Source organism: Streptomyces sp. NPDC046215, from assembly GCF_040646215.1.
GTDB classification, from domain to species: Bacteria; Actinomycetota; Actinomycetes; order Streptomycetales; family Streptomycetaceae; genus Streptomyces; species Streptomyces stramineus.
This window is the reverse complement of sequence record NZ_JBEYZW010000083.1, coordinates 12,549-29,927: the sequence shown is the minus strand read 5'-3', so window position 1 is coordinate 29,927 and position 17,379 is coordinate 12,549. Positions and strand designations below refer to the sequence as shown.

The following is a 17,379-nucleotide window of genomic DNA, read 5'->3' as shown; positions in this document are numbered from 1 at the left end:
CAACGGCCCCGCCGCAGGCGCAGGGCGCCCGCCGCCGCAGGCGGCAGAGCAACGGCCCCGCCGCAGGCGCAGGGCGCCCGCCGCCGCAGGCGGCAGAGCAACGGCCCCGCCGCAGGCGCAGGGCGCCCGCCGCCGCAGGCGGCAACGACAGGCCGCAGCCGACAGGCATCCGCGACGGCCGGACCCCGTACGCCCCGTAGGATGGGCGTATGGCGAAGACCGGTACGACGACCCAAGGGCTGCGCGCGGCGATCGAGCGCAGCGGCTACTACCCGGCCCTCGTGGCCGAAGCGGTGGAGGCCGCTGTGGGCGGGGAGCCGGTCCTGTCGTACCTGGTGCACCAGGAGACGACGTTCGACGCCAACGAGGTCCGCCGCCACGTCACGGTCCTCGTCCTCACGGGCAACCGCTTCATCGTCAGCCACACCGACGAGCAGGCGGCCGACGGCACCTCTCCGTCCCCGTACGCCACCACCTCCACCGAGTCCGTGAAGATCGGCCGGATCTCCTCCGTCGTGCTGAGCCGCGTCGTGGCCAACCCCGAGGCGTACACCCCGGGCACGCTGCCCCGTGAGGTCGTCCTCACCATCGGCTGGGGCGCCGTCTCCCGCATCGACCTGGAGCCCGCCGCCTGCGGCGACCCCAACTGCGACGCCGACCACGGCTACACCGGCTCCTCCACCGCCGACGACCTCAGCCTGCGCGTCAGCGAGGCGGGCGACGGCCCGGACACCGTGCGCCAGACGCTCGCCTTCGCCCAGGCGCTCTCCGAGGCCACCGCGGCGACCACCCGCTGATGGCACACCCGACGACCGCGGGCCCGGCCTGGCACGATCCGGCCCCGCTCGACCCGCGTTCCGCACCCCTGCCGCGCTACGGCACCGGTTCGCTGGCCGACCTGCTGCCCTCCCTCGCGTCCGGCATGGGCGTCCCCGGCCTCGCGTCCGGGCTGGAGCTGGCGCCCGCCGACCGCGTGTGCGTCTTCCTCATCGACGGGCTGGGCTGGGAGCTGCTGCGCGCCCACCCTGCCGAGGCACCGTTCCTGCACTCGCTGATGGCCGGTTCGATGAACGGCAGCGGCCTGCCCCTGACCGCGGGCTTCCCGTCCACCACGGCGACCTCTCTGGCCTCGGTGGGCACGGGCCTGCCGCCCGGCGCCCACGGCCTGCCCGGCTACACCGTCGCCGACCCGGCCACCGGGCAGCTGATGAACCAGCTGCGCTGGCGCCCGTGGACCGACCCGCACGCCTGGCAGCCGTACCCCACGGTCTTCCAGCTCGCGGACGCCGCCGGGGTCCACACCTGCCAGGTCTCCGCGCCCGACTTCCAGCACACCCCGCTGACGAAGATCGCACTGAGCGGCGGCACCTTCCACGGCCGGCTCTCCGGCGAGGACCGGATGGACCTCGCGGCCGACCGGCTGGGCGCCGCCGACCGTTCGCTCGTCTACACCTACTACAGCGACGTCGACGGCAAGGGACACCGCTTCGGTGTCGACTCCGACGAGTGGCGTGGCCAGCTGATGTACGTGGACCGGCTCGCCCAGCGGCTCGCCGAGCAACTGCCGCCGCGCTCCGCGCTGTACGTCACCGCCGACCACGGCATGATCGACATCCCGTTCGACCCGGAGTCGCGCATCGACTTCGACGAGGACTGGGAGCTGCGCGCGGGCGTCGCCCTCCTCGGCGGCGAGGCCCGGGCCCGCCACGTCTACGCCGTGCCCGGCGCCGCCGCCGATGTCCTGGCGGTCTGGCGCGAGGTGCTCGGCGAGCAGATGTGGGTCGCCGGCCGGGACGAGGCGATCGAGGCCGGCTGGTTCGGGCGGCCGGGGGACGGGGTGGACGACCGGGTCCACGGGCGGATCGGCGACGTCGTCGCCGCGGCCCGCGACGACATCGCGATCGTCGCCACCGAGACCGAGCCGAACGAATCCATGATGGTGGGCCTGCACGGCTCCATGACCCCCGTCGAGCAGCTGGTACCGCTCCTCGAAGTGCGGTCCTGACCCCGCCCCGCGCGGCCCCCGAACTCCCCCCACGAACGCGACGATTCACGAAAGGCATTGGCTTTCCCATGCCCGAGCTGGTGTTCTTCTCCGGAACCATGGACTGCGGAAAGAGCACCCTCGCTCTGCAGATCGAGCACAACCGGTCCACCCGCGGCCTGCAGGGGATGATCTACACCCGCAACGACCGCGCGGGTGAGGGCAAGCTGTCCTCCCGGCTCGGCCTGGTCACCGACTCCGTCGAGGCGGGTGAGGGGTTCGATTTCTACGCGCACATCGTCGCCCACCTCTCCGCGGGCGGCCGCGCGGACTACGTCATCGCCGACGAGGCCCAGTTCCTCGCCCCCGAACAGATCGACCAGCTCGCCCGCATCGTCGACGACCTCGAACTCGACGTCTTCGCCTTCGGCATCACCACCGACTTCCGCACCAAGCTCTTCCCCGGCTCCCAGCGCCTGGTGGAGCTCGCCGACCGGATAGAGGTCCTCCAGGTCGAGGCCCTGTGCTGGTGCGGGGCCCGGGCCACGCACAACGCCCGCACGGTCGGCGGGCAGATGGTCGTCGAGGGCGCGCAGGTCGTCGTCGGCGACGTCAATCAGCCCGAGACGGTGGTGGGTTACGAGGTGCTGTGCCGCCGCCATCACCGCCGCCGGCTGACGGCGGCCGCGGCCCGCGCCGCGGCCCTCTCGCCCGACGTGCTGCCCGTGGACCCGGCTAACGGGCCGTCCGGACGAGACTGAAGACCGCGCCCTCCGGGTCCATGACCCTGGCCACCTGACCGGCCGGCTCCTCGTGCGGGGGTGCCAGCACCTGACCGCCCAGCTCCAGCACCCGCCGGACGGCGGCCGGGGTGTCCGCCACCTCGAAGTGCGTCATCCAGTGCGGGCCGTGCCCGCGCGGCAGCCCGGCCCCGACCCCGCGGAGCGCGGCGACCGGACGGCCGTCGAGCCGCAGGGTGAGGTAGTCGGTCCCCGTGGAGGCGGCCGGGTCCCCCGGCTTCGCCTCGTAGCCGAACAGCGCCTGGTAGAACCTGACGACGGCCTCGGCCCGGCGGGTCACCAGCTCGTGCCACACCGGGGTGCCCGGAACGCCCGTCAGCTGAGGGCCCACCAGCTTGCGGCCCTGCCAGACGCCGAACGGCGCCCCGGTCGGGTCGGAGGCGAGCACCAGGCGCCCGGCGTCGCCCGCTGTCAGCGGGCCCACCCCCACCGTGCCGCCGGAGCAGCGGATCCACTCCGCCGTCCCGTCCGCGTCGTCGCTGGCGAGGTACGTGGTCCAGGCCGTCGGCAGCTCCTGGCCCGGCGACAGCTCACCGAGCCCGGCCACATCGCGGCCGTCGAGCGTCGCCCGTACGTACGGGCCCAGTTGACGCGGTCCGGGGCTGTAGTACGACCAGCCGAACAGACCGCTGTAGAAGTCCTTGATCGATTCCAGGTCGTGCGCCAGGAGACTGGTCCAGCACGGGGTGCCTGGGGTGTGCCGAGTCTCCCCCGTGCGCTGCTGGGGTGACCCCCAAACCTCGGTCATCGTCACTCTCTCCTCGGACCATCGTGGTGGCCGCGCGTCCCGCGCCGTGCGGCGCGCGGGGTGGTACGGGACGGGGCACGTCCAGATGTTTGCACCACCTGCCGTGGTGCGCCCCCCGGCCGCGCCGGGATTCACGGGTTCCCGCAGGAGAATGCCCGATGTCGCGTTTCGGTTGCGTCTCGACTACGTTCCGTTTCGGCGCCATTGCCGTTCAGTATCGATCAGCTGTGCGGCGTCTGGCCAGGGGGCCTCCCGGCGCATGGTCGGCTACGCCAGGATGGGGCCATGAACGCCACCATTACCGCACTCGAACTCATGGCCGCCCTGTCCGGGGAACGGCCGCCGGTGCTGCTGGACGTCCGCTACCGGCTGGGCGGGCCGAACGGCCGGCCCGACTACGAGGCCGGTCACCTGCCCGGAGCGGCCTATGTGGACCTCGACGCCGAACTCGCCGGAGCGCCGGGGGAGAAGGGCCGGCACCCGCTGCCGGACACCGAGGTCTTCGGCGCGGCGATGCGCCGCGCGGGGGTGCGCTCGGACCGCCCCGTCGTCGTCTACGACGGGGACAAGGGCTGGGGTGCCGCCCGCGCCTGGTGGATGCTCCGCTGGGCGGGCCACGGCGACGTACGGGTCCTCGACGGCGGGCTCGCGGCGTGGATCGCGCGGGGCGGCACGCTCACGGCCGGGGAATCGCGGGCGGAGCCGGGTGACTTCACCCCGGCGCCGGGCGCGCTGCCGCTGCTCGACGCGGACGGCGCGGCGGCCCTCGCCCGCCGGGGCGTCCTGCTGGACGCCCGTGCGGGGGAGCGGTACCGGGGCGAGGTGGAGCCGCTCGACGCGGTGGCCGGGCACATCCCCGGCGCGGTCAACGCCCCGACGACGGAGAACGTCACCGAGGAGGGGGTGTTCCGGCCCGCGCGGGAGCTCGCCGAGCGCTTCGCGGCCCTGGGCGCGAAGCCCGGTGCGGAGGTGGGCGTCTACTGCGGCTCGGGGGTCTCGGGCGCGCACGAGGTGCTGGCCCTGGCGCTGGCGGGCGTCCCGGCGGCCCTCTACGTCGGTTCGTGGAGCGAGTGGTCCGCCGACGGGAGCCGCCCCGTGGCCACGGGAGCGCAGCCGGGCTGACGGGAACAGGGGTAGCGGTGCGCCGCTACCCCTGCCCCCGGCCCTGGCCCGAGCCCGTTATTCCTGTTTCTTGCGCCGGGTGCCGAAGACGATCTCGTCCCAGCTGGGGACCGCCGCCCGCCGGCCGGGCCGGACGCCGTCCGCCTCCGCCTGACGGTCCGTCGTGCCGGTCAGCCGGTCCCGGTGGCCGGCCACGGAGCGCGGCATCAGGACGTCCGCGTACGCCGCGCCGGCGCCCGCGCTCGCCGCGGGTGCCGGGGGCTCGACGGCCTCCGGCTCCTCCTCGGGCTCCTCGGCCACCGGGATCACCGACGGTGCCTCGGGCACCACCATGTCGCCCCGGAAACTGGGCACGGCTTCGAGCAGACTCGTCAGGGAATCGCGCTCCCTGGCCGTCACCTCCGCCGCGGGCTCCGTGTCCGCCTCCGGAGGGGCGGGCGGCGCGGGCGGCTGCTGCCGGTCCGAGGCGCGGTCCCCCGCCCGGTCGACGCTCCGGTCGGCGGGCCGGTCCAGGCTTCGGTCCAGCGGCCGGTCGCGCGGCAGGCGCGCGATGCGCGGCACGAAGGGGAAGCTCGGCTCGGGCGTGTCGTCGGCCTCGCCGATGAGGGCCCGGGCCTCGGCGTCCATCGCCTGAACGATCCGCCTCGGCGGGTCGAACGACCAGCTCGCCGCGCGCGGCTCACCGGCCGCCCGGTAGACGAGCAGGACCTCCCAGGTGCCGTCGTCGCGGCGCCAGGAATCCCACTGGGCGGTGTCCTTCTCGGCCCCGCGCAGCGCCAGCCGCTCCGCGACGGACTCACCGAGCTGCGGCCCGGTGTTCTCGCCGGGGCGTCTGACGGGGGTCTTGCGGGCGCGCTCGGCCATGAACGCGCGCTCGGCGAGCACCGGACCCTCGAACCTGCGGACCCGCTCGACCGGGATCCCCGCGAGCTGTGCGACCTCCTCGGCGGAGGCACCTGCGCGTATACGGGCCTGGATGTCACGAGGGCGGAGATGGCTCTCGACCTCGATCTCGATCTGGCCCAGGCGAGCACGGTCGTTGCGCACCGCGGCGCGCAGCCGTTCGTCGATGGGAAGGGTGTACTCCGTGCTGTCCGCAGCCTTGAGCACCAGTCGTGTGCCGTCGTTGGAGACGGCCACGACACGCAGTTCGGGCATGGGGACCTCCCGGGTGGTGCCTGCCGACGTCACCTGCGTCGCTGCTTCCCTAGTCGAGTGTGGCCTGCCCGGGTGCAGCCTGCCACAACATTGCCGAGTTGACGGGGCGAGAGCCGCCCTGGGCCCCTCCCGTCGGGTCCGGGCAGCCGGACGGGACACCGGGGCCAGGGCTCGCCACAGTACTCCATTCGGGCCACGGGGGGTGGATCGGCGCGCCATCGAAGTTCACGCGGGAGAAGGGAGTTGGTCGCGAGCCCCCGACACGGACGGCTGTTGTCCTGGTGTCGAGGTTCACACAATCGCCTGATCCGGAACTGTTCGTTACGCTCGAATGTCTCTTCTATCCATAAGAGGGACCGAAGCGCTAACAGAGGCAGGAGATGGACGACAAAGGCGAAAGCGAGGCAAAACAGAAGAACAAGCGTCTGGAACTCAGTGTCGCGCAGGTCGCCGGCAGTGCTCTGGCGGCGGTGATCGCCGCCCTGCTCGCGGGCAAACTCGGGGTGTACGGCACCGTCATCGGCGCCGGCGTCGTGAGCATCGTGGCCACCTCCGGCGGCACGATTTTCCAGCACTTGTTCAAACGTACGGGCGAGCAGCTCCGCGAGGCGACGGCCCAGGCGGCCCAGCCGAGGCTGCGCCAGGTCCCGGTACGGGACGCCGGCCGGGCCGTGCACCGCGCGGCCGGGCACTCCGCGGCCCCGCACGGCGCCGATACCGACCGCACCCAGCTGATCGGGAAGGTTGACGCCACGCAGCTGATACCGGGCGTCGACGCGGCCCGGACGCCGCCCCCCGAGGACGAGACACAGCTGTTGCATACGGCAGGTCGCACGCCGGAGCACAGCGGCGCAGGCGCGGGCGCGCCCATGGACCCACGCACCACCACGAGCTTCCCGCACCCCCACGGCGCCGGGCAGCCGGACGACGCCTACACCGGGGGCACGACGCACGGCACCCGGCTGCGCGGCTGGAAGCGCCCGCTGCTGGCCGCCGGGGCGATCTTCGTGCTCGCCATGGGCACGGTCACCGCGGTCGAGCTGGTCAGCGACAAGAGCGCCGACGGTGGTAAGGGCACGACGACGATCACCCAGCTCGTGGGCGGCAAGCCGGAGAAGAAGCAGGAGGACCAGCACACTCCGGCCCCCGACCCCGGCCACTCGCGGGACGGCGGCCGGGAGAGCGGTGAGGGCGAGGACGGAGGTCCGACCCCCGGCCCCGACGCCTCCCGGCCCGGCAGCGGCACGGACGGTACGGACAAGCCGGACCCGACGCCCTCGGCGCCGTCCCCCAAGCCCTCCGGCGATTCCACGCCCTCCCCGAAGCCGAACCCGAGCAACCCCGGCCCGACGCCCGACAGCGGCAAGGGCGGCGACGACGGCAAGGGCTCCGGGGGAGACGCCGCGGCCCAGGGCACCGGGGGCGGCCGCACCGCCCCCACGCCGCCGCAGGGACAGAACGCGGCGGCCGGCACGGTCTCCTAGGGCGGCAGTTCGTGGGGGTGCACCACCGCTGCGCGGCGGTGTCCTCAATCGCCGGACGGGCTGAAATCAGCCCGTCCGGCGATTGAGGACGCGCCCGCAGGGCGCCCGCCGCCGCAGGCGGCAACGACGGGCCGCAGCCGAAAACCGCAGGCCAGGGCGGCTAGCCCCCGAGCACCCGCCGCAGGTAGTCGTTGCCGAAGACGCGCTCCGGGTCCAGCCGGTCCCGCAGCGCGCAGAACTCCGCGAACCGCGGATAGGCCCCCGCCAGGTAGGCCGCGTCGCGGCTGTGCAGCTTTCCCCAGTGCGGCCGCCCGCCGTGGGCCGTCATGATCCGCTCGGCGGCGGTGAAGTACGCCCGGTGCGGGGTGCCCCGGTACTGGTGCACGGCGATGTAGGCGGTGTCCCGGCCGTAGGCGGTCGACAGCGGGATGTCGTCGGCCGGGGCGGTCCGCACCTCCACGGGGAAGCCGATCCGCAGCCGGGAGCGCTCGATCGCCGCCCGCAGTTCGAGGAGCGCCGCCATGGCCGCCTCGCGCGGCACCGCGTACTCCATCTCCAGGAAGCGGACCCGGCGCGGGCTGGTGAAGACCTTGTACGGGACATCGGTGTACGTGCGGGCCGACAGGGCGCGGCCGGTGACCCTGGCCATGGCCGGTACCGCCGCGGGCACGGCGCGGCCCACCGAGCAGACGGCCTGGAAGAGGCCGTTGGACAGCAGCTCGTCCTCGACCCAGGCGCTCAGCCGGCCGGGCGGCGCGGCCGGGCCCGCGGCGCGGTTGTTGCGCTTGGTGGTGCAGCCGGCGGTGTGCGGGAACCAGTAGAACTCGAAGTGTTCGTTCTCCGCGACGAGCCGGTCGAAGTCCGCGGTGACCCGGTCGAGGGGCATCGGCTCCTCCACGGCCCGCAGGAGGAACTCGGGCTCCACCGCGAAGGTGATCGCGGTGATCACCCCCAGGGCGCCGAGCCCCAGCCGGGCCGCCGCGAAGACCTCCGGGTTCTCCGCCGCCGAGCAAGTGAGCACCGAGCCGTCCGCCGTCACCAGCTCCAGGCCCGTGACCTGGGCCGCTAACGACCCCGAGGTGCGGCCCGTGCCGTGGGTGCCGGTGCTGACGGCCCCGGAGACGGTCTGTTCCATGATGTCGCCCATGTTGGCCAGGGACAGGCCGTGGGCGGACAGGGTTTCGTTCAGCCGCCGGAGCGTGGTTCCGGCGGCCACCGTGACCGTCCCGGCCGCGCGGTCCAGCGCGCGGAAGCCGGTGAGGCGGCCGGGGCGTATCAGCAGGCCGTCGGTGGCCGCCGCGGCGGTGAAGGAGTGGCCGCTGCCGGCCGCTTTCACCCGCAGGCCCCGCGCGGCGGCCTTCGCGACGGCCTCGGCGACCTCCTCGGTGGAGGCCGGTGCCAGGGCGTTCCGGGGGTGGGCGGTGACGTTCCCCGCCCAGTTACGCCACGCGCTGCTGTTCGTTCCCGCCATCAGTGACAGACCCTCCCCTTGCCTGCGGCGCGGGTCCCCCCGGCCGCTGCGGCGCCGGCACGCGGAGCCGGCGGTACCCGAGGAACGCGACCGCCGCCGCGAGCACTCCCGCCACGCCGGCCACCAGGTACCCCGCGGCCGCCCCGGAGGCGTCCACCACCCAGCCGGCGGCCGACGATCCCAGTGCCACCCCGACCGCGAGCCCGGTGCTCGTCCAGGTCATGCCCTCGGTCAGCTTCGCGCGCGGTACATGCTGTTCGACGAGGGCCATCGTCGTCACCATCGTCGGCGCGATGGACAGACCCGCGACAAAGAGCGCCACGGCCAGGAACGGCAGGCTCCCGACCAACTGGAGGGGGATCATACTCACGGCCATCGCACAGATGCCCCACAGCCAGCGCCGGGCCGGGTCGCCCTTGAGGTGCAGCAGCCCGAAGACGGCCCCCGCCAGGCAGGAACCCAGCGCGTACGTCGCCAGGACCAGGCTCGCCGCGGCCTTGTGGCCCCGCTCCTCGGCGAAGGCCACGGTCACCACGTCGACGGCCCCGAAGATGACGCCCATGGCGACGAACGTCGCCACCAGGACCTGCAGCCCCCGGGAGGCGAGCGGAGAGCCCCCGGCGTGGTGCCCGCGGGGGTGCGGCTCGGGCTCGGTCGCCCGCTGCGCCGTCAGCCACAGCACACCCACCGCCAGGAAGCCGGCGGCCAGCAGCGGCCCGGCCTCCGGGAACCAGGCCGTGGACAGGCCGATCGAGAGGATCGGCCCGAAGATGAAGCACACCTCGTCCACGACCGACTCGAAGGCGTAGGCGGTGTGCAGCTCGCGCCGCCCCCGGTAGACGGCCGCCCACCGCGCCCGCACCATCGATCCCACGCTCGGCACGCAGCCCGCGCACGCGGAGAAGGCGAACAGCGTCCAGTCCGGCCACCGCTGCTGCGCGCTGAGCAGCAGCCCCGCGACGGAGACCACGGCCACCAGCGTCGCCGGGCGCAGCACCCGGCGCTGGCCGTGCCGGTCGACCAGGCGGGAGATCTGCGGGCCGAGCACGGCGGCGGATATCGCGAGGGTTGCCGAGAGGGCCCCGGCCAGCCCGTACCGGCCGGTCAGCTGGGAGACCATGGTGACGATGCCGATGCCCATCATCGACAGCGGCATCCGGCCGAGGAAGCCGGCCGCGGAGAAGCCCTTGGCGCCGGGAGCGGCGAAGATCGCGCGGTAGGGACTGGGCAAGGCGGGGCCACCAGAGGGTCGGGCGGAGCGGGGGCCGGAAGGACGAGACTCCCGGTAAGGCACGTAATTGGTCGATACAGCTTACGTGCCCGCCCGCACGCGCCGCACGGTCATTTCCCGGCTGTCCGTGGCGGGTGGCAGGATCGGACACATGTCGGATCAGCCAGCAGATCAGCCAGCAACAGCCCCCTACGACGCCCTGTTGCTGCTCTCCTTCGGCGGCCCCGAAGGACCGGACGACGTCGTCCCGTTCCTGGAGAACGTCACACGCGGCCGCGGCATCCCCCGCGAGCGGCTCAAGGAGGTCGGGCAGCACTACTTCCTCTTCGGCGGCGTCAGCCCGATCAACGGCCAGAACCGGGAGCTGCTGAAGGCCCTGCGCGAGGACTTCGCCGAGCACGGCGTCGACCTCCCCGTCCACTGGGGCAACCGCAACTGGGCGCCGTACCTGACCGACACCCTGCGCGAGCTGACCGCGGCCGGGCACCGCCGCGTCCTCACCCTGGCCACCAGCGCCTACGCCTCGTACTCGGGCTGCCGCCAGTACCGCGAGAACCTCGCGGACGCCCTGGCCACCCTGGAGGGCGAGGGCCTGACCCCACCGCGCGTGGACAAGCTGCGCCACTACTTCAACCACCCCGGCTTCGTCCGGCCCATGGCCGACGCCACCGTGGCGGCCCTCGCCGAGCTGCCCGAGGCCGTGCGGGCCGGCGCGCACCTGGCCTTCACCACCCACTCCATCCCCACCGCCGCCGCCGACACCTCCGGCCCGGCCGAGGGCCACGGGGACGGCGGCGCCTACGTCGCCCAGCACCTCGACGTCGCCCGGCTCGTCGCCGAGGCGGTGCGCGAGGCGACCGGCACCGACCACCCCTGGCAGCTCGTCTACCAGTCCCGCAGCGGCGCCCCGCACACCCCCTGGCTCGAACCCGACATCTGCGACCACCTGGAGACCCTGCACGGCGCGGGCGCCCCGGCCGTCGTCATGGTTCCCATCGGCTTCGTCTCGGACCACATGGAGGTCCTGTACGACCTCGACACCGAGGCCGCCGCCAAGGCCGCCGGCCTCGGCCTGCCGGTCGCCCGCGCCGCCACCGTCGGCGCCGACCCGCGCTTCGCCGCCGCCGTGCGCGAGCTGGTCCTGGAGCGCGCGGCCACCGAGCGCGGCCTCGCGCCCGAGCGCTGCGCCCTGGGCGCCCTCGGCCCCTCCCACGACCTCTGTCCCGTCGGCTGCTGCCCGGCCCGCGCACCGCGCCCGGCCGCCGCGGGAGCCGACAGCCCGTACGCGTAAATCACCACCCTGAACGACAGGAGCACCGTGAACGACGTGTCCACCGGCCCCCTCAAAGCCGAACTGCTGGCCGTTGCCCTGGAGGCCGCCGAGCTGGCCGGCACGCTGCTGCGCGACGGCCGGCCGGCCGACCTGGGCGTGGCCGCCACCAAGACCAGCTCCATCGACGTCGTCACCGAGATGGACATCGCCGCCGAGAAGCTGATCACCGGCTACCTCGCCGAGCGGCGGCCCGCCGACGGGCTGCTGGGGGAGGAGGGCGCCAGCAGCGCCGGCACGAGCGGTGTCCGCTGGGTCATCGACCCCATCGACGGCACCGTCAACTACCTCTACGGCCTGCCGTCCTGGGCGGTGTCCATCGCCGCCGAGATCGACGGCGAGGCGGTCGTCGGGGTCGTCGCCGCCCCCATGCGCGGCGAGACCTACCGGGCCGTCCTCGGCGAGGGCGCCTTCGCCGCCGACCGACGGCTGCGGGTCCGCCCCGCGCCCGCCCCGGAGCACGCCCTGATCGGCACCGGCTTCGGCTACCTGGCCTCCCGGCGCGCCTCCCAGGCCGAGGTGCTGCGCTCCCTGCTGCCCGAGGTCCGCGACATCCGCCGGGGCGGGTCTGCGGCCATCGACCTGTGCGACGTCGCCTGCGGCCGGCTCGACGGCTACTACGAGCGGGGCCTGAACCCCTGGGACTACGCCGCCGGCGCCCTGATCGCCCGCGAGGCCGGCGCCCTGACCGGCGGCCGCCCGGGCCGGCCGGCGTCCACCGAGCTGACCGTGGCCGCCCCCCGGGGCCTCTTCGAGCCCCTCCAGGCCCGCCTGGAGGAGCTGGGGGCCTGGCAGGGCTGAAGCAGGGCCCCCGGTCCGCGCGGGACAGCAGGACGCAGCAGAGCGCCCCGGTGCCCTAAGGCACCGGGGCGCTCGCGCGTACCCGTGAAGTTTCGGTGGATCTCGGCCCGGCCGGAGCCGCTAAACGGCGCTGACCTGCACTCCGTGCTCGGCGGCCAGCCGGTGCAGGTCCTCCAGGGCCGACTGCTCCACCTCGGCGAGGAATTCGTCGCCCGACCTGCGGGCCTGGTCCAGGTCGGACCGGGTGCTCTCTATGCGCTGCAGAATGCCAGCGGTGAACGCGTCCATGGTGCGGCGCCCCCTCCAGGGTCGGCTCACGGCACGGGGGTGTGCCTGGGGGTCCCCCCGGCCGGAGACCGGAGGAGAGACGATCACGCCCGCCGCCCCGCGGGGGCGGCGGCGGACGGCGGCGTGCTGCTGCCGGGGCGTGATCGCGGGTGTGCAGTCGTCTTCCCCACGGCCGTCCCGGGGGAAACCTGCGCTCCCCCGGCAATCCGGAATCCCGGCCCCCACCGACCGCCCGCAGGCCACCGCAAGCCCCCTTACGGCCGGTTTATCGGCGTTCGAGGCAGGATGGACACACCCACCGGTGTCAAATACACGCCTTGTCCCCAAGGCTCCGAAGGAAGGACCACGCCGTGCGCGTACTCGTCGTCGAGGACGAGCAGCTGCTCGCCGATGCCGTCGCCACCGGACTGCGCCGGGAGGCCATGGCCGTCGACGTCGTGTACGACGGGGCCGCCGCCCTGGAGCGCATCGCCGTCAACGACTACGACGTCATCGTGCTCGACCGGGACCTCCCGCTCGTGCACGGCGACGACGTCTGCCGCAAGGTCGTCGAGCTCGGCATGCCCACCCGCGTCCTGATGCTCACCGCCTCCGGCGACGTCAGCGACCGCGTGGAGGGCCTGGAGATCGGCGCCGACGACTACCTGCCCAAGCCCTTCGCGTTCAGCGAGCTGACCGCCCGCGTCCGGGCCCTGGGCCGCCGCACGACCGTGGCCCTGCCGCCCGTGCTGGAGCGGGCCGGCATCAAGCTCGACCCCAACCGCCGCGAGGTCTTCCGCGACGGCCGCGAGGTCCAGCTCGCGCCCAAGGAGTTCGCGGTGCTGGAGGTGCTGATGCGCAGCGAGGGGGCCGTGGTCTCGGCCGAGCAGCTGCTGGAGAAGGCCTGGGACGAGAACACCGACCCCTTCACCAACGTCGTCCGCGTCACGGTCATGACCCTGCGCCGCAAGCTCGGTGAGCCCGCGGTGATCGTCACCGTGCCCGGCTCGGGATACCGGATCTGAGCGCGATGCCCGCCACGCCTCCCCCCACGCCCTCCCCGGCCCCGCAGGCAGCCGACCGCGCCGATCGTTCAACCCCGCCCAAACCCACCTGGGACCCGCGCCAGCCCGTCGTGCGGCCCTTCCCCTGGCTGCGCCCCACGATCCGGATAAGGCTCACCCTGCTGTACGGCGGGATGTTCCTGATGGCCGGCGTGCTGCTGCTGACGATCATCTACCTGCTGGCGGCGGACGCCCTGCGGCAGGGCAACGAGCTGCCGTTCCGGATCGTCAGCGCCCAGGTCGAAACGAGCGCGACCTGCAAGAACCTCGGCTCCACCAACAACAGCGACGTCTTCATGAGCGGCCTGCGCCAGTGCATGGAGCACCAGCGCGCCATGGCCCTGGACGGCCTGCTCAAGCGCTCGCTGCTCGCCCTGCTCGGCCTCGCCGTGATCGCCTTCGCCTTCGGCTACGCCATGGCCGGCAGGGTCCTCTCGCCGCTGGGCAAGATGACCCGCACGGCCCGCCGGGTCGCCGCCACCGATCTCTCCCGGCGCATCGAACTGGGTGGGCCGGAGGACGAGTTGAAGGAGCTCTCCGACACCTTCGACGAGATGCTCGACCGGCTGGAGCGGGCGTTCACCGCGCAGCAGCGCTTCGTGGCCAACGCCTCGCACGAGCTGCGGACCCCGCTGGCGATCAACCGGACCCTGCTGGAGGTCCACCTCTCCGACCCGGGCGCCTCGCCCGACCTCCTCCAGCTCGGCAAGACCCTGCTGGCCACCAACGAGCGCAGCGAGCAGCTCGTGGAGGGCCTGCTGCTGCTCGCCCGCAGCGACAACGAGATCGTGGACCGCAAGCCCGTGGACCTGGCCGAGGTGGCCTCCAGGGCCCTGGACCAGGCCCGCACGGAGGCCCAGGACAAGGGCGTGGAGCTGCGGGGCGCCCGGGAGCCCGCGGTCGTCCAGGGCAACGGCGTGCTCCTGGAGCGGATCGCGCTGAACCTCGTGCAGAACGCGGTGCGCTACAACACTCCCGACGGCTGGGTCGAGGTGACCACCCGCTCCCAGCCCGGCCAGGCGCTGCTGGTGGTGGAGAACACCGGCCCGGTCGTCCCGGCGTACGAGCTGGACAACATCTTCGAGCCGTTCCGCCGGCTGCGCACCGAGCGCACCGGCAGCGACAAGGGCGTCGGCCTCGGACTGTCGATCGTGCGCTCGGTGGCCCGGGCCCACGGAGGGCGGATCTCGGCCGAACCCCGGGAAGGGGGCGGGCTGATCATGAGAGTGGTGCTGCCGACCTGAGAAACTCTGCGAGAATAGGGCGGCTGCTGGTTCGCTTTGGGCGGAATTTTCACGGTCCGCCCCTTGCTGTAGGCGTGTGTGATCGCTCACATGCGCAAACTTCCGGCCATCCACTCTCCGTGATCGGCCGGGCCGCCGGAACGCCGGGAAAATGGGGGTTTCCGGAGGTCCTGATCACGGGAAGTACACGTGATGGCGCATCCGCATGCGGCAATCGGACCGTGTACGGTCCCGTTCGCCATCCATACCCATCACCTCTTCAGGTGTGCGGTTGGGTGTCGATTGAGTAACAGACCTTGATGTGAGGCAAAATCTCCGCCTCGGGTCGGGCACAAGTCCGGCCTCTCACGCGTTACGTGCGCTGGAGACACCGCAGACACCCAGAGGGGGAGAGCGACATGGCAACGGACTACGACACCCCACGCAAGACCGATGATGATGTCAACGAGGACAGCATCGAAGAACTGAAGGCCCGGCGGAACGACAAGTCGACCTCGTCGGTAGACGTCGACGACTTCGAGGCCGCCGAGGGTCTGGAGCTGCCCGGCGCGGACCTCTCCAACGAGGAGCTGTCCGTCCGGGTCCTGCCCCGGCAGGCCGACGAGTTCACCTGCATGAGCTGCTTCCTCGTGCACCACCGCAGCCAGCTGGCCCGCGAGAAGAACGGTCAGCCCATCTGCCGCGACTGCGACTGAGGAGCGGGTCTGCGATGGCAGGCTCGACCCCGTTCCGGAAGCGGCGTTCCCGGCAGCCCGAGCTGACCAGCGGGCCGGCCGAGGACGTCACCCGGCAGGAAAGTGCTGCCGACAGCGCTCCGGACGCCATGGCCGACGCGAACGTCGAGCGGGGCCGCACGGCCTCGCTCGCCGCCGCCGTCGGGCGTGGCGCCAAGAGGAGCGGCCGGGGAGCGAGGGCGGGCCTGACCGCCGTCGCCGACCGGATCATCGCGAACGCCCCGCGCATCCCGGTGCGCGACCTCGCGACCCTGCGCGGGCAGTTCCCGGGTCTCGGCCCGGAGGAGCTCGCGGACAAACTGGTGGCCGGTGCCGCGAACGGCACGTCCACCGTGGGCGCCGGCGTCGGCGCGGCGGCGATGCTGCCGGTGCCGCCCGCCATGCCCGCCGAGCTGGCGGCCGAGATCGTCGGCGTCGCCGCCGTCGAGTTCAAGCTCATCGCCGAACTGCACGAGGTCTACGGACTGCGGGCGCCGGGCACCGTACGCCAGCGGGCGACGGCCTACCTCGGCGCCTGGGCACAGGAGCGCGGCATCGACGTGACCTCGCCCATGACCCTCAACGCGGCCCTGGGCGGCCAGTTGCGGCGCGAGCTGCGCCAGCAGGTCCTCAAGCGCACGTTCCGCAATCTGCCCAACCTCGCCCCCTTCATGATCGGCGCGACCGTGGGCGCGGTGATGAACCGCCGCGACACCAAGAAGCTCGCCGAGAAGGTCCGCAAGGACCTCCGTGGCAAGCAGGTGCGGTGGGACGAGCTGCAGCCCGCCTCACCCCCCGAGCCGGACGGCCGGTAGCCCCGGTGGGCCCCAGGAGGGCCGGGCGGCGCCGGAAGGACGCCCAGGGACCGGCTCAGGCCCGTACGGCCCCGAGAGCGGCGGCCAGGCGCTCGGGGGAGCGCGTGGAGAGGTAGACGTAGGGGGTGGGGTCCTCCGGATCGGTGATCTCGATCCGCACCGCCGTGGGGACGTAGCCGCGCAGCAGCATGAAGGCGCGGGTGTCGGCCTTGTGGGTCCGCCAGGCGCGGGCCTCCTGGGCGTCCAGCACCTCGGGCACCCCCAGTGCCTCGACGGGGATCCGCGCGTCGCCCGCCACGAGCGCGCCGCCCACCACCCGGATGCGCACCGCGCCGTAGGAGCTGACCGCCGCCATCGCCAGCGCGCCGCCGCCGACGAGGCCGCCGAACATCGGCGCCTTGCCGAGGGGCAGCAGGATCAGTGCCATCGCGACTCCGACGAGGACCGCGAAGAACCACCAGGAACGGGGCGCGGTCAGGCGTTCTTCGTAAGGCTGCATGAGCCCAAGCTTGACACGGGCGGGACCGCGCGCGGCCGTCGCGGGTAAGGTCAGCCCCTGTGAGTGGACCAACGACGACGCCGCCGGCCGGAGCCCAGCCCCCGGTGCGGCACCCGGACGCCCCCGCGCCCGGTGAGGCCATCGGGGCGCATTACGAGTACTGCTTCGGCTGTGGCGGCGGTGTCCCGCACGGGCTGCACGTCGAGGTGCGGGCCGGCGAGGGCGTGAGCGTCACCGCGGAGTTCCGCGTCAAGGAGGCGCACCAGGGCGCCCCCGGCCTCGCGCACGGCGGGGTCCTGGCGACGGCGCTGGACGAGACGCTGGGGTCGCTGGGCTGGATGCTGCGGGTCATCGCGGTGACCGGCCGCCTCGCGACGGACTATCTGCGGCCGGTCCCGGTGGACACCGTGCTGTACCTGGAGGCGGAGGTCCACGCCGTCCACGGCCGTAAGATCTACGCCACGGCCACCGGCCGGATCGGGGGTCCCGGCGGGCCCGTCGCGGTCCGCGCGGAGGCGGTGTTCATCGAGGTCAAGATCGACCACTTCATCGAGAACGGCCGCCCCGCCGAGATCCAGGCCACCCTGGCCAACCCCGACCAGGTCAAGGTCGCGCGGGCCTTCGAGGTCAACCCGTGAGTGCCGCGCA

Annotated in this window: 18 protein-coding genes; 12 read left to right on the top strand and 6 right to left on the bottom strand. The window is 73.5% G+C overall.

The features are described from left to right. Positions 1-209 precede the first annotated feature (209 nt). The 3 genes from ABZ951_RS27455 to ABZ951_RS27445 all read left to right on the top strand — a co-directional run bounded on the left by ABZ951_RS27455 (position 210) and on the right by ABZ951_RS27445 (position 2,745). Positions 210-797 (top strand): DUF5998 family protein, encoded by a 588-nt coding sequence (locus ABZ951_RS27455; protein WP_344094595.1) that lies wholly within the window; start codon positions 210-212, stop codon positions 795-797. Further along, complete coding sequence (locus ABZ951_RS27450) at positions 797-2,005, top strand: nucleotide pyrophosphatase/phosphodiesterase family protein (protein ID WP_344094592.1); 1,209 nt, start codon at positions 797-799, stop codon at positions 2,003-2,005. The genes ABZ951_RS27455 and ABZ951_RS27450 overlap by 1 nt, the downstream gene beginning before the upstream one ends. Positions 2,006-2,073: 68 nt before the next feature. Beyond that, positions 2,074-2,745, top strand: coding sequence for a thymidine kinase (locus ABZ951_RS27445; RefSeq protein WP_344094589.1), 672 nt, complete (start codon positions 2,074-2,076; stop codon positions 2,743-2,745). Here the strand turns inward: ABZ951_RS27445 and ABZ951_RS27440 are convergent. Next, positions 2,720-3,532 carry a VOC family protein gene (locus ABZ951_RS27440; RefSeq protein WP_344094586.1) on the bottom strand — a complete coding sequence of 271 codons (813 nt, stop codon included), beginning with the start codon at positions 3,530-3,532 and terminating at the stop codon, positions 2,720-2,722. The two genes, ABZ951_RS27445 and ABZ951_RS27440, sit on opposite strands and share 26 nt — an antisense overlap. Before the next feature lie 285 nt (positions 3,533-3,817). Here ABZ951_RS27440 and ABZ951_RS27435 point away from each other — a divergent pair, with 285 nt between their 5' ends. After that, positions 3,818-4,654, top strand: a complete 837-nt coding sequence (locus ABZ951_RS27435) for a sulfurtransferase (RefSeq protein WP_344094584.1) — start codon at positions 3,818-3,820, stop codon at positions 4,652-4,654. Between the two features lie 57 nt (positions 4,655-4,711). Here ABZ951_RS27435 and sepH read toward each other — a convergent pair whose 3' ends face one another. Continuing rightward, positions 4,712-5,845, bottom strand: coding sequence for a septation protein SepH (gene sepH / locus ABZ951_RS27430; RefSeq protein ID WP_344094582.1), 1,134 nt, complete (start codon positions 5,843-5,845; stop codon positions 4,712-4,714). A gap of 347 nt (positions 5,846-6,192) precedes the next feature. Here sepH and ABZ951_RS27425 point away from each other — a divergent pair, with 347 nt between their 5' ends. Then, entirely contained in the window at positions 6,193-7,296 is a 1,104-nt protein-coding gene (locus ABZ951_RS27425) for a hypothetical protein (protein WP_344094580.1), read from the top strand. A gap of 160 nt (positions 7,297-7,456) precedes the next feature. Here the strand turns inward: ABZ951_RS27425 and ABZ951_RS27420 are convergent, their stop codons facing one another. Together ABZ951_RS27420 and ABZ951_RS27415 are read right to left on the bottom strand one after the other, a co-directional pair. After that, positions 7,457-8,767, bottom strand: a complete 1,311-nt coding sequence (locus ABZ951_RS27420) for a D-arabinono-1,4-lactone oxidase (RefSeq protein WP_344094577.1) — start codon at positions 8,765-8,767, stop codon at positions 7,457-7,459. Then, on the bottom strand, positions 8,736-9,998 hold the full coding sequence (locus ABZ951_RS27415) for an MFS transporter (RefSeq protein WP_344094574.1): 1,263 nt from the start codon (positions 9,996-9,998) through the stop codon (positions 8,736-8,738). Before ABZ951_RS27415 ends, ABZ951_RS27420 begins: the two co-directional genes overlap by 32 nt. Positions 9,999-10,149: 151 nt before the next feature. Here ABZ951_RS27415 and ABZ951_RS27410 point away from each other — a divergent pair, with 151 nt between their 5' ends. Both ABZ951_RS27410 and ABZ951_RS27405 read left to right on the top strand, forming a co-directional pair. Further along, positions 10,150-11,289 (top strand): ferrochelatase, encoded by a 1,140-nt coding sequence (locus ABZ951_RS27410; protein ID WP_344094571.1) that lies wholly within the window; start codon positions 10,150-10,152, stop codon positions 11,287-11,289. 27 nt (positions 11,290-11,316) lie between these two features. Beyond that, positions 11,317-12,129: an inositol monophosphatase family protein gene (locus tag ABZ951_RS27405; protein WP_344094568.1), complete on the top strand. Its 813-nt coding sequence runs from the start codon at positions 11,317-11,319 to the stop codon at positions 12,127-12,129. Between the two features lie 120 nt (positions 12,130-12,249). Here the strand turns inward: ABZ951_RS27405 and ABZ951_RS27400 are convergent, their stop codons facing one another. Then, positions 12,250-12,417 (bottom strand): hypothetical protein, encoded by a 168-nt coding sequence (locus ABZ951_RS27400; protein WP_344094566.1) that lies wholly within the window; start codon positions 12,415-12,417, stop codon positions 12,250-12,252. A 350-nt stretch (positions 12,418-12,767) separates the two neighbouring features. Here ABZ951_RS27400 and ABZ951_RS27395 point away from each other — a divergent pair, with 350 nt between their 5' ends. The 4 genes from ABZ951_RS27395 to ABZ951_RS27380 all read left to right on the top strand — a co-directional run bounded on the left by ABZ951_RS27395 (position 12,768) and on the right by ABZ951_RS27380 (position 16,232). Then, on the top strand, positions 12,768-13,421 hold the full coding sequence (locus ABZ951_RS27395; RefSeq protein ID WP_184738539.1) for a response regulator transcription factor: 654 nt from the start codon (positions 12,768-12,770) through the stop codon (positions 13,419-13,421). A gap of 5 nt (positions 13,422-13,426) precedes the next feature. After that, positions 13,427-14,704, top strand: a complete 1,278-nt coding sequence (locus tag ABZ951_RS27390; protein ID WP_344094557.1) for a HAMP domain-containing sensor histidine kinase — start codon at positions 13,427-13,429, stop codon at positions 14,702-14,704. A 398-nt stretch (positions 14,705-15,102) separates the two neighbouring features. Next, positions 15,103-15,399 (top strand): DUF4193 domain-containing protein, encoded by a 297-nt coding sequence (locus ABZ951_RS27385; protein ID WP_344094555.1) that lies wholly within the window; start codon positions 15,103-15,105, stop codon positions 15,397-15,399. Positions 15,400-15,413: 14 nt separating this feature from the next. Next, a complete protein-coding gene (locus ABZ951_RS27380; protein WP_344094553.1) occupies positions 15,414-16,232 on the top strand; it encodes a hypothetical protein in 819 nt (272 codons plus the stop codon). Positions 16,233-16,287: 55 nt separating this feature from the next. On the opposite strand, the gene ABZ951_RS27375 is transcribed toward ABZ951_RS27380, so the two are convergent. After that, positions 16,288-16,731 carry a DUF3093 domain-containing protein gene (locus ABZ951_RS27375; RefSeq protein ID WP_344094551.1) on the bottom strand — a complete coding sequence of 148 codons (444 nt, stop codon included), beginning with the start codon at positions 16,729-16,731 and terminating at the stop codon, positions 16,288-16,290. Between the two features lie 59 nt (positions 16,732-16,790). Here ABZ951_RS27375 and ABZ951_RS27370 point away from each other — a divergent pair, with 59 nt between their 5' ends. Then, positions 16,791-17,369, top strand: coding sequence for a PaaI family thioesterase (locus tag ABZ951_RS27370; RefSeq protein WP_344094548.1), 579 nt, complete (start codon positions 16,791-16,793; stop codon positions 17,367-17,369). The last annotated feature ends 10 nt before the right edge of the window (positions 17,370-17,379 follow it).

What these genes read in the sequence shown, in the direction of transcription:
- ABZ951_RS27410 (WP_344094571.1), top strand. Translation starts at nt 10,150, where the DNA reads ATGTCGGATCAGCCAGCAGATCAGCCAGCAACAGCCCCCTACGACGCC.
- ABZ951_RS27450 (WP_344094592.1), top strand. Translation starts at nt 797, where the DNA reads ATGGCACACCCGACGACCGCGGGCCCGGCCTGGCACGATCCGGCCCCG.
- ABZ951_RS27390 (WP_344094557.1), top strand. Translation starts at nt 13,427, where the DNA reads ATGCCCGCCACGCCTCCCCCCACGCCCTCCCCGGCCCCGCAGGCAGCC.
- ABZ951_RS27455 (WP_344094595.1), top strand. Translation starts at nt 210, where the DNA reads ATGGCGAAGACCGGTACGACGACCCAAGGGCTGCGCGCGGCGATCGAG.
- ABZ951_RS27420 (WP_344094577.1), bottom strand. Translation starts at nt 8,767, where the DNA reads ATGGCGGGAACGAACAGCAGCGCGTGGCGTAACTGGGCGGGGAACGTC.
- ABZ951_RS27445 (WP_344094589.1), top strand. Translation starts at nt 2,074, where the DNA reads ATGCCCGAGCTGGTGTTCTTCTCCGGAACCATGGACTGCGGAAAGAGC.
- ABZ951_RS27400 (WP_344094566.1), bottom strand. Translation starts at nt 12,417, where the DNA reads ATGGACGCGTTCACCGCTGGCATTCTGCAGCGCATAGAGAGCACCCGG.
- ABZ951_RS27440 (WP_344094586.1), bottom strand. Translation starts at nt 3,532, where the DNA reads ATGACCGAGGTTTGGGGGTCACCCCAGCAGCGCACGGGGGAGACTCGG.
- ABZ951_RS27385 (WP_344094555.1), top strand. Translation starts at nt 15,103, where the DNA reads ATGGCAACGGACTACGACACCCCACGCAAGACCGATGATGATGTCAAC.
- ABZ951_RS27380 (WP_344094553.1), top strand. Translation starts at nt 15,414, where the DNA reads ATGGCAGGCTCGACCCCGTTCCGGAAGCGGCGTTCCCGGCAGCCCGAG.
- ABZ951_RS27435 (WP_344094584.1), top strand. Translation starts at nt 3,818, where the DNA reads ATGAACGCCACCATTACCGCACTCGAACTCATGGCCGCCCTGTCCGGG.
- ABZ951_RS27425 (WP_344094580.1), top strand. Translation starts at nt 6,193, where the DNA reads ATGGACGACAAAGGCGAAAGCGAGGCAAAACAGAAGAACAAGCGTCTG.
- ABZ951_RS27375 (WP_344094551.1), bottom strand. Translation starts at nt 16,731, where the DNA reads ATGCAGCCTTACGAAGAACGCCTGACCGCGCCCCGTTCCTGGTGGTTC.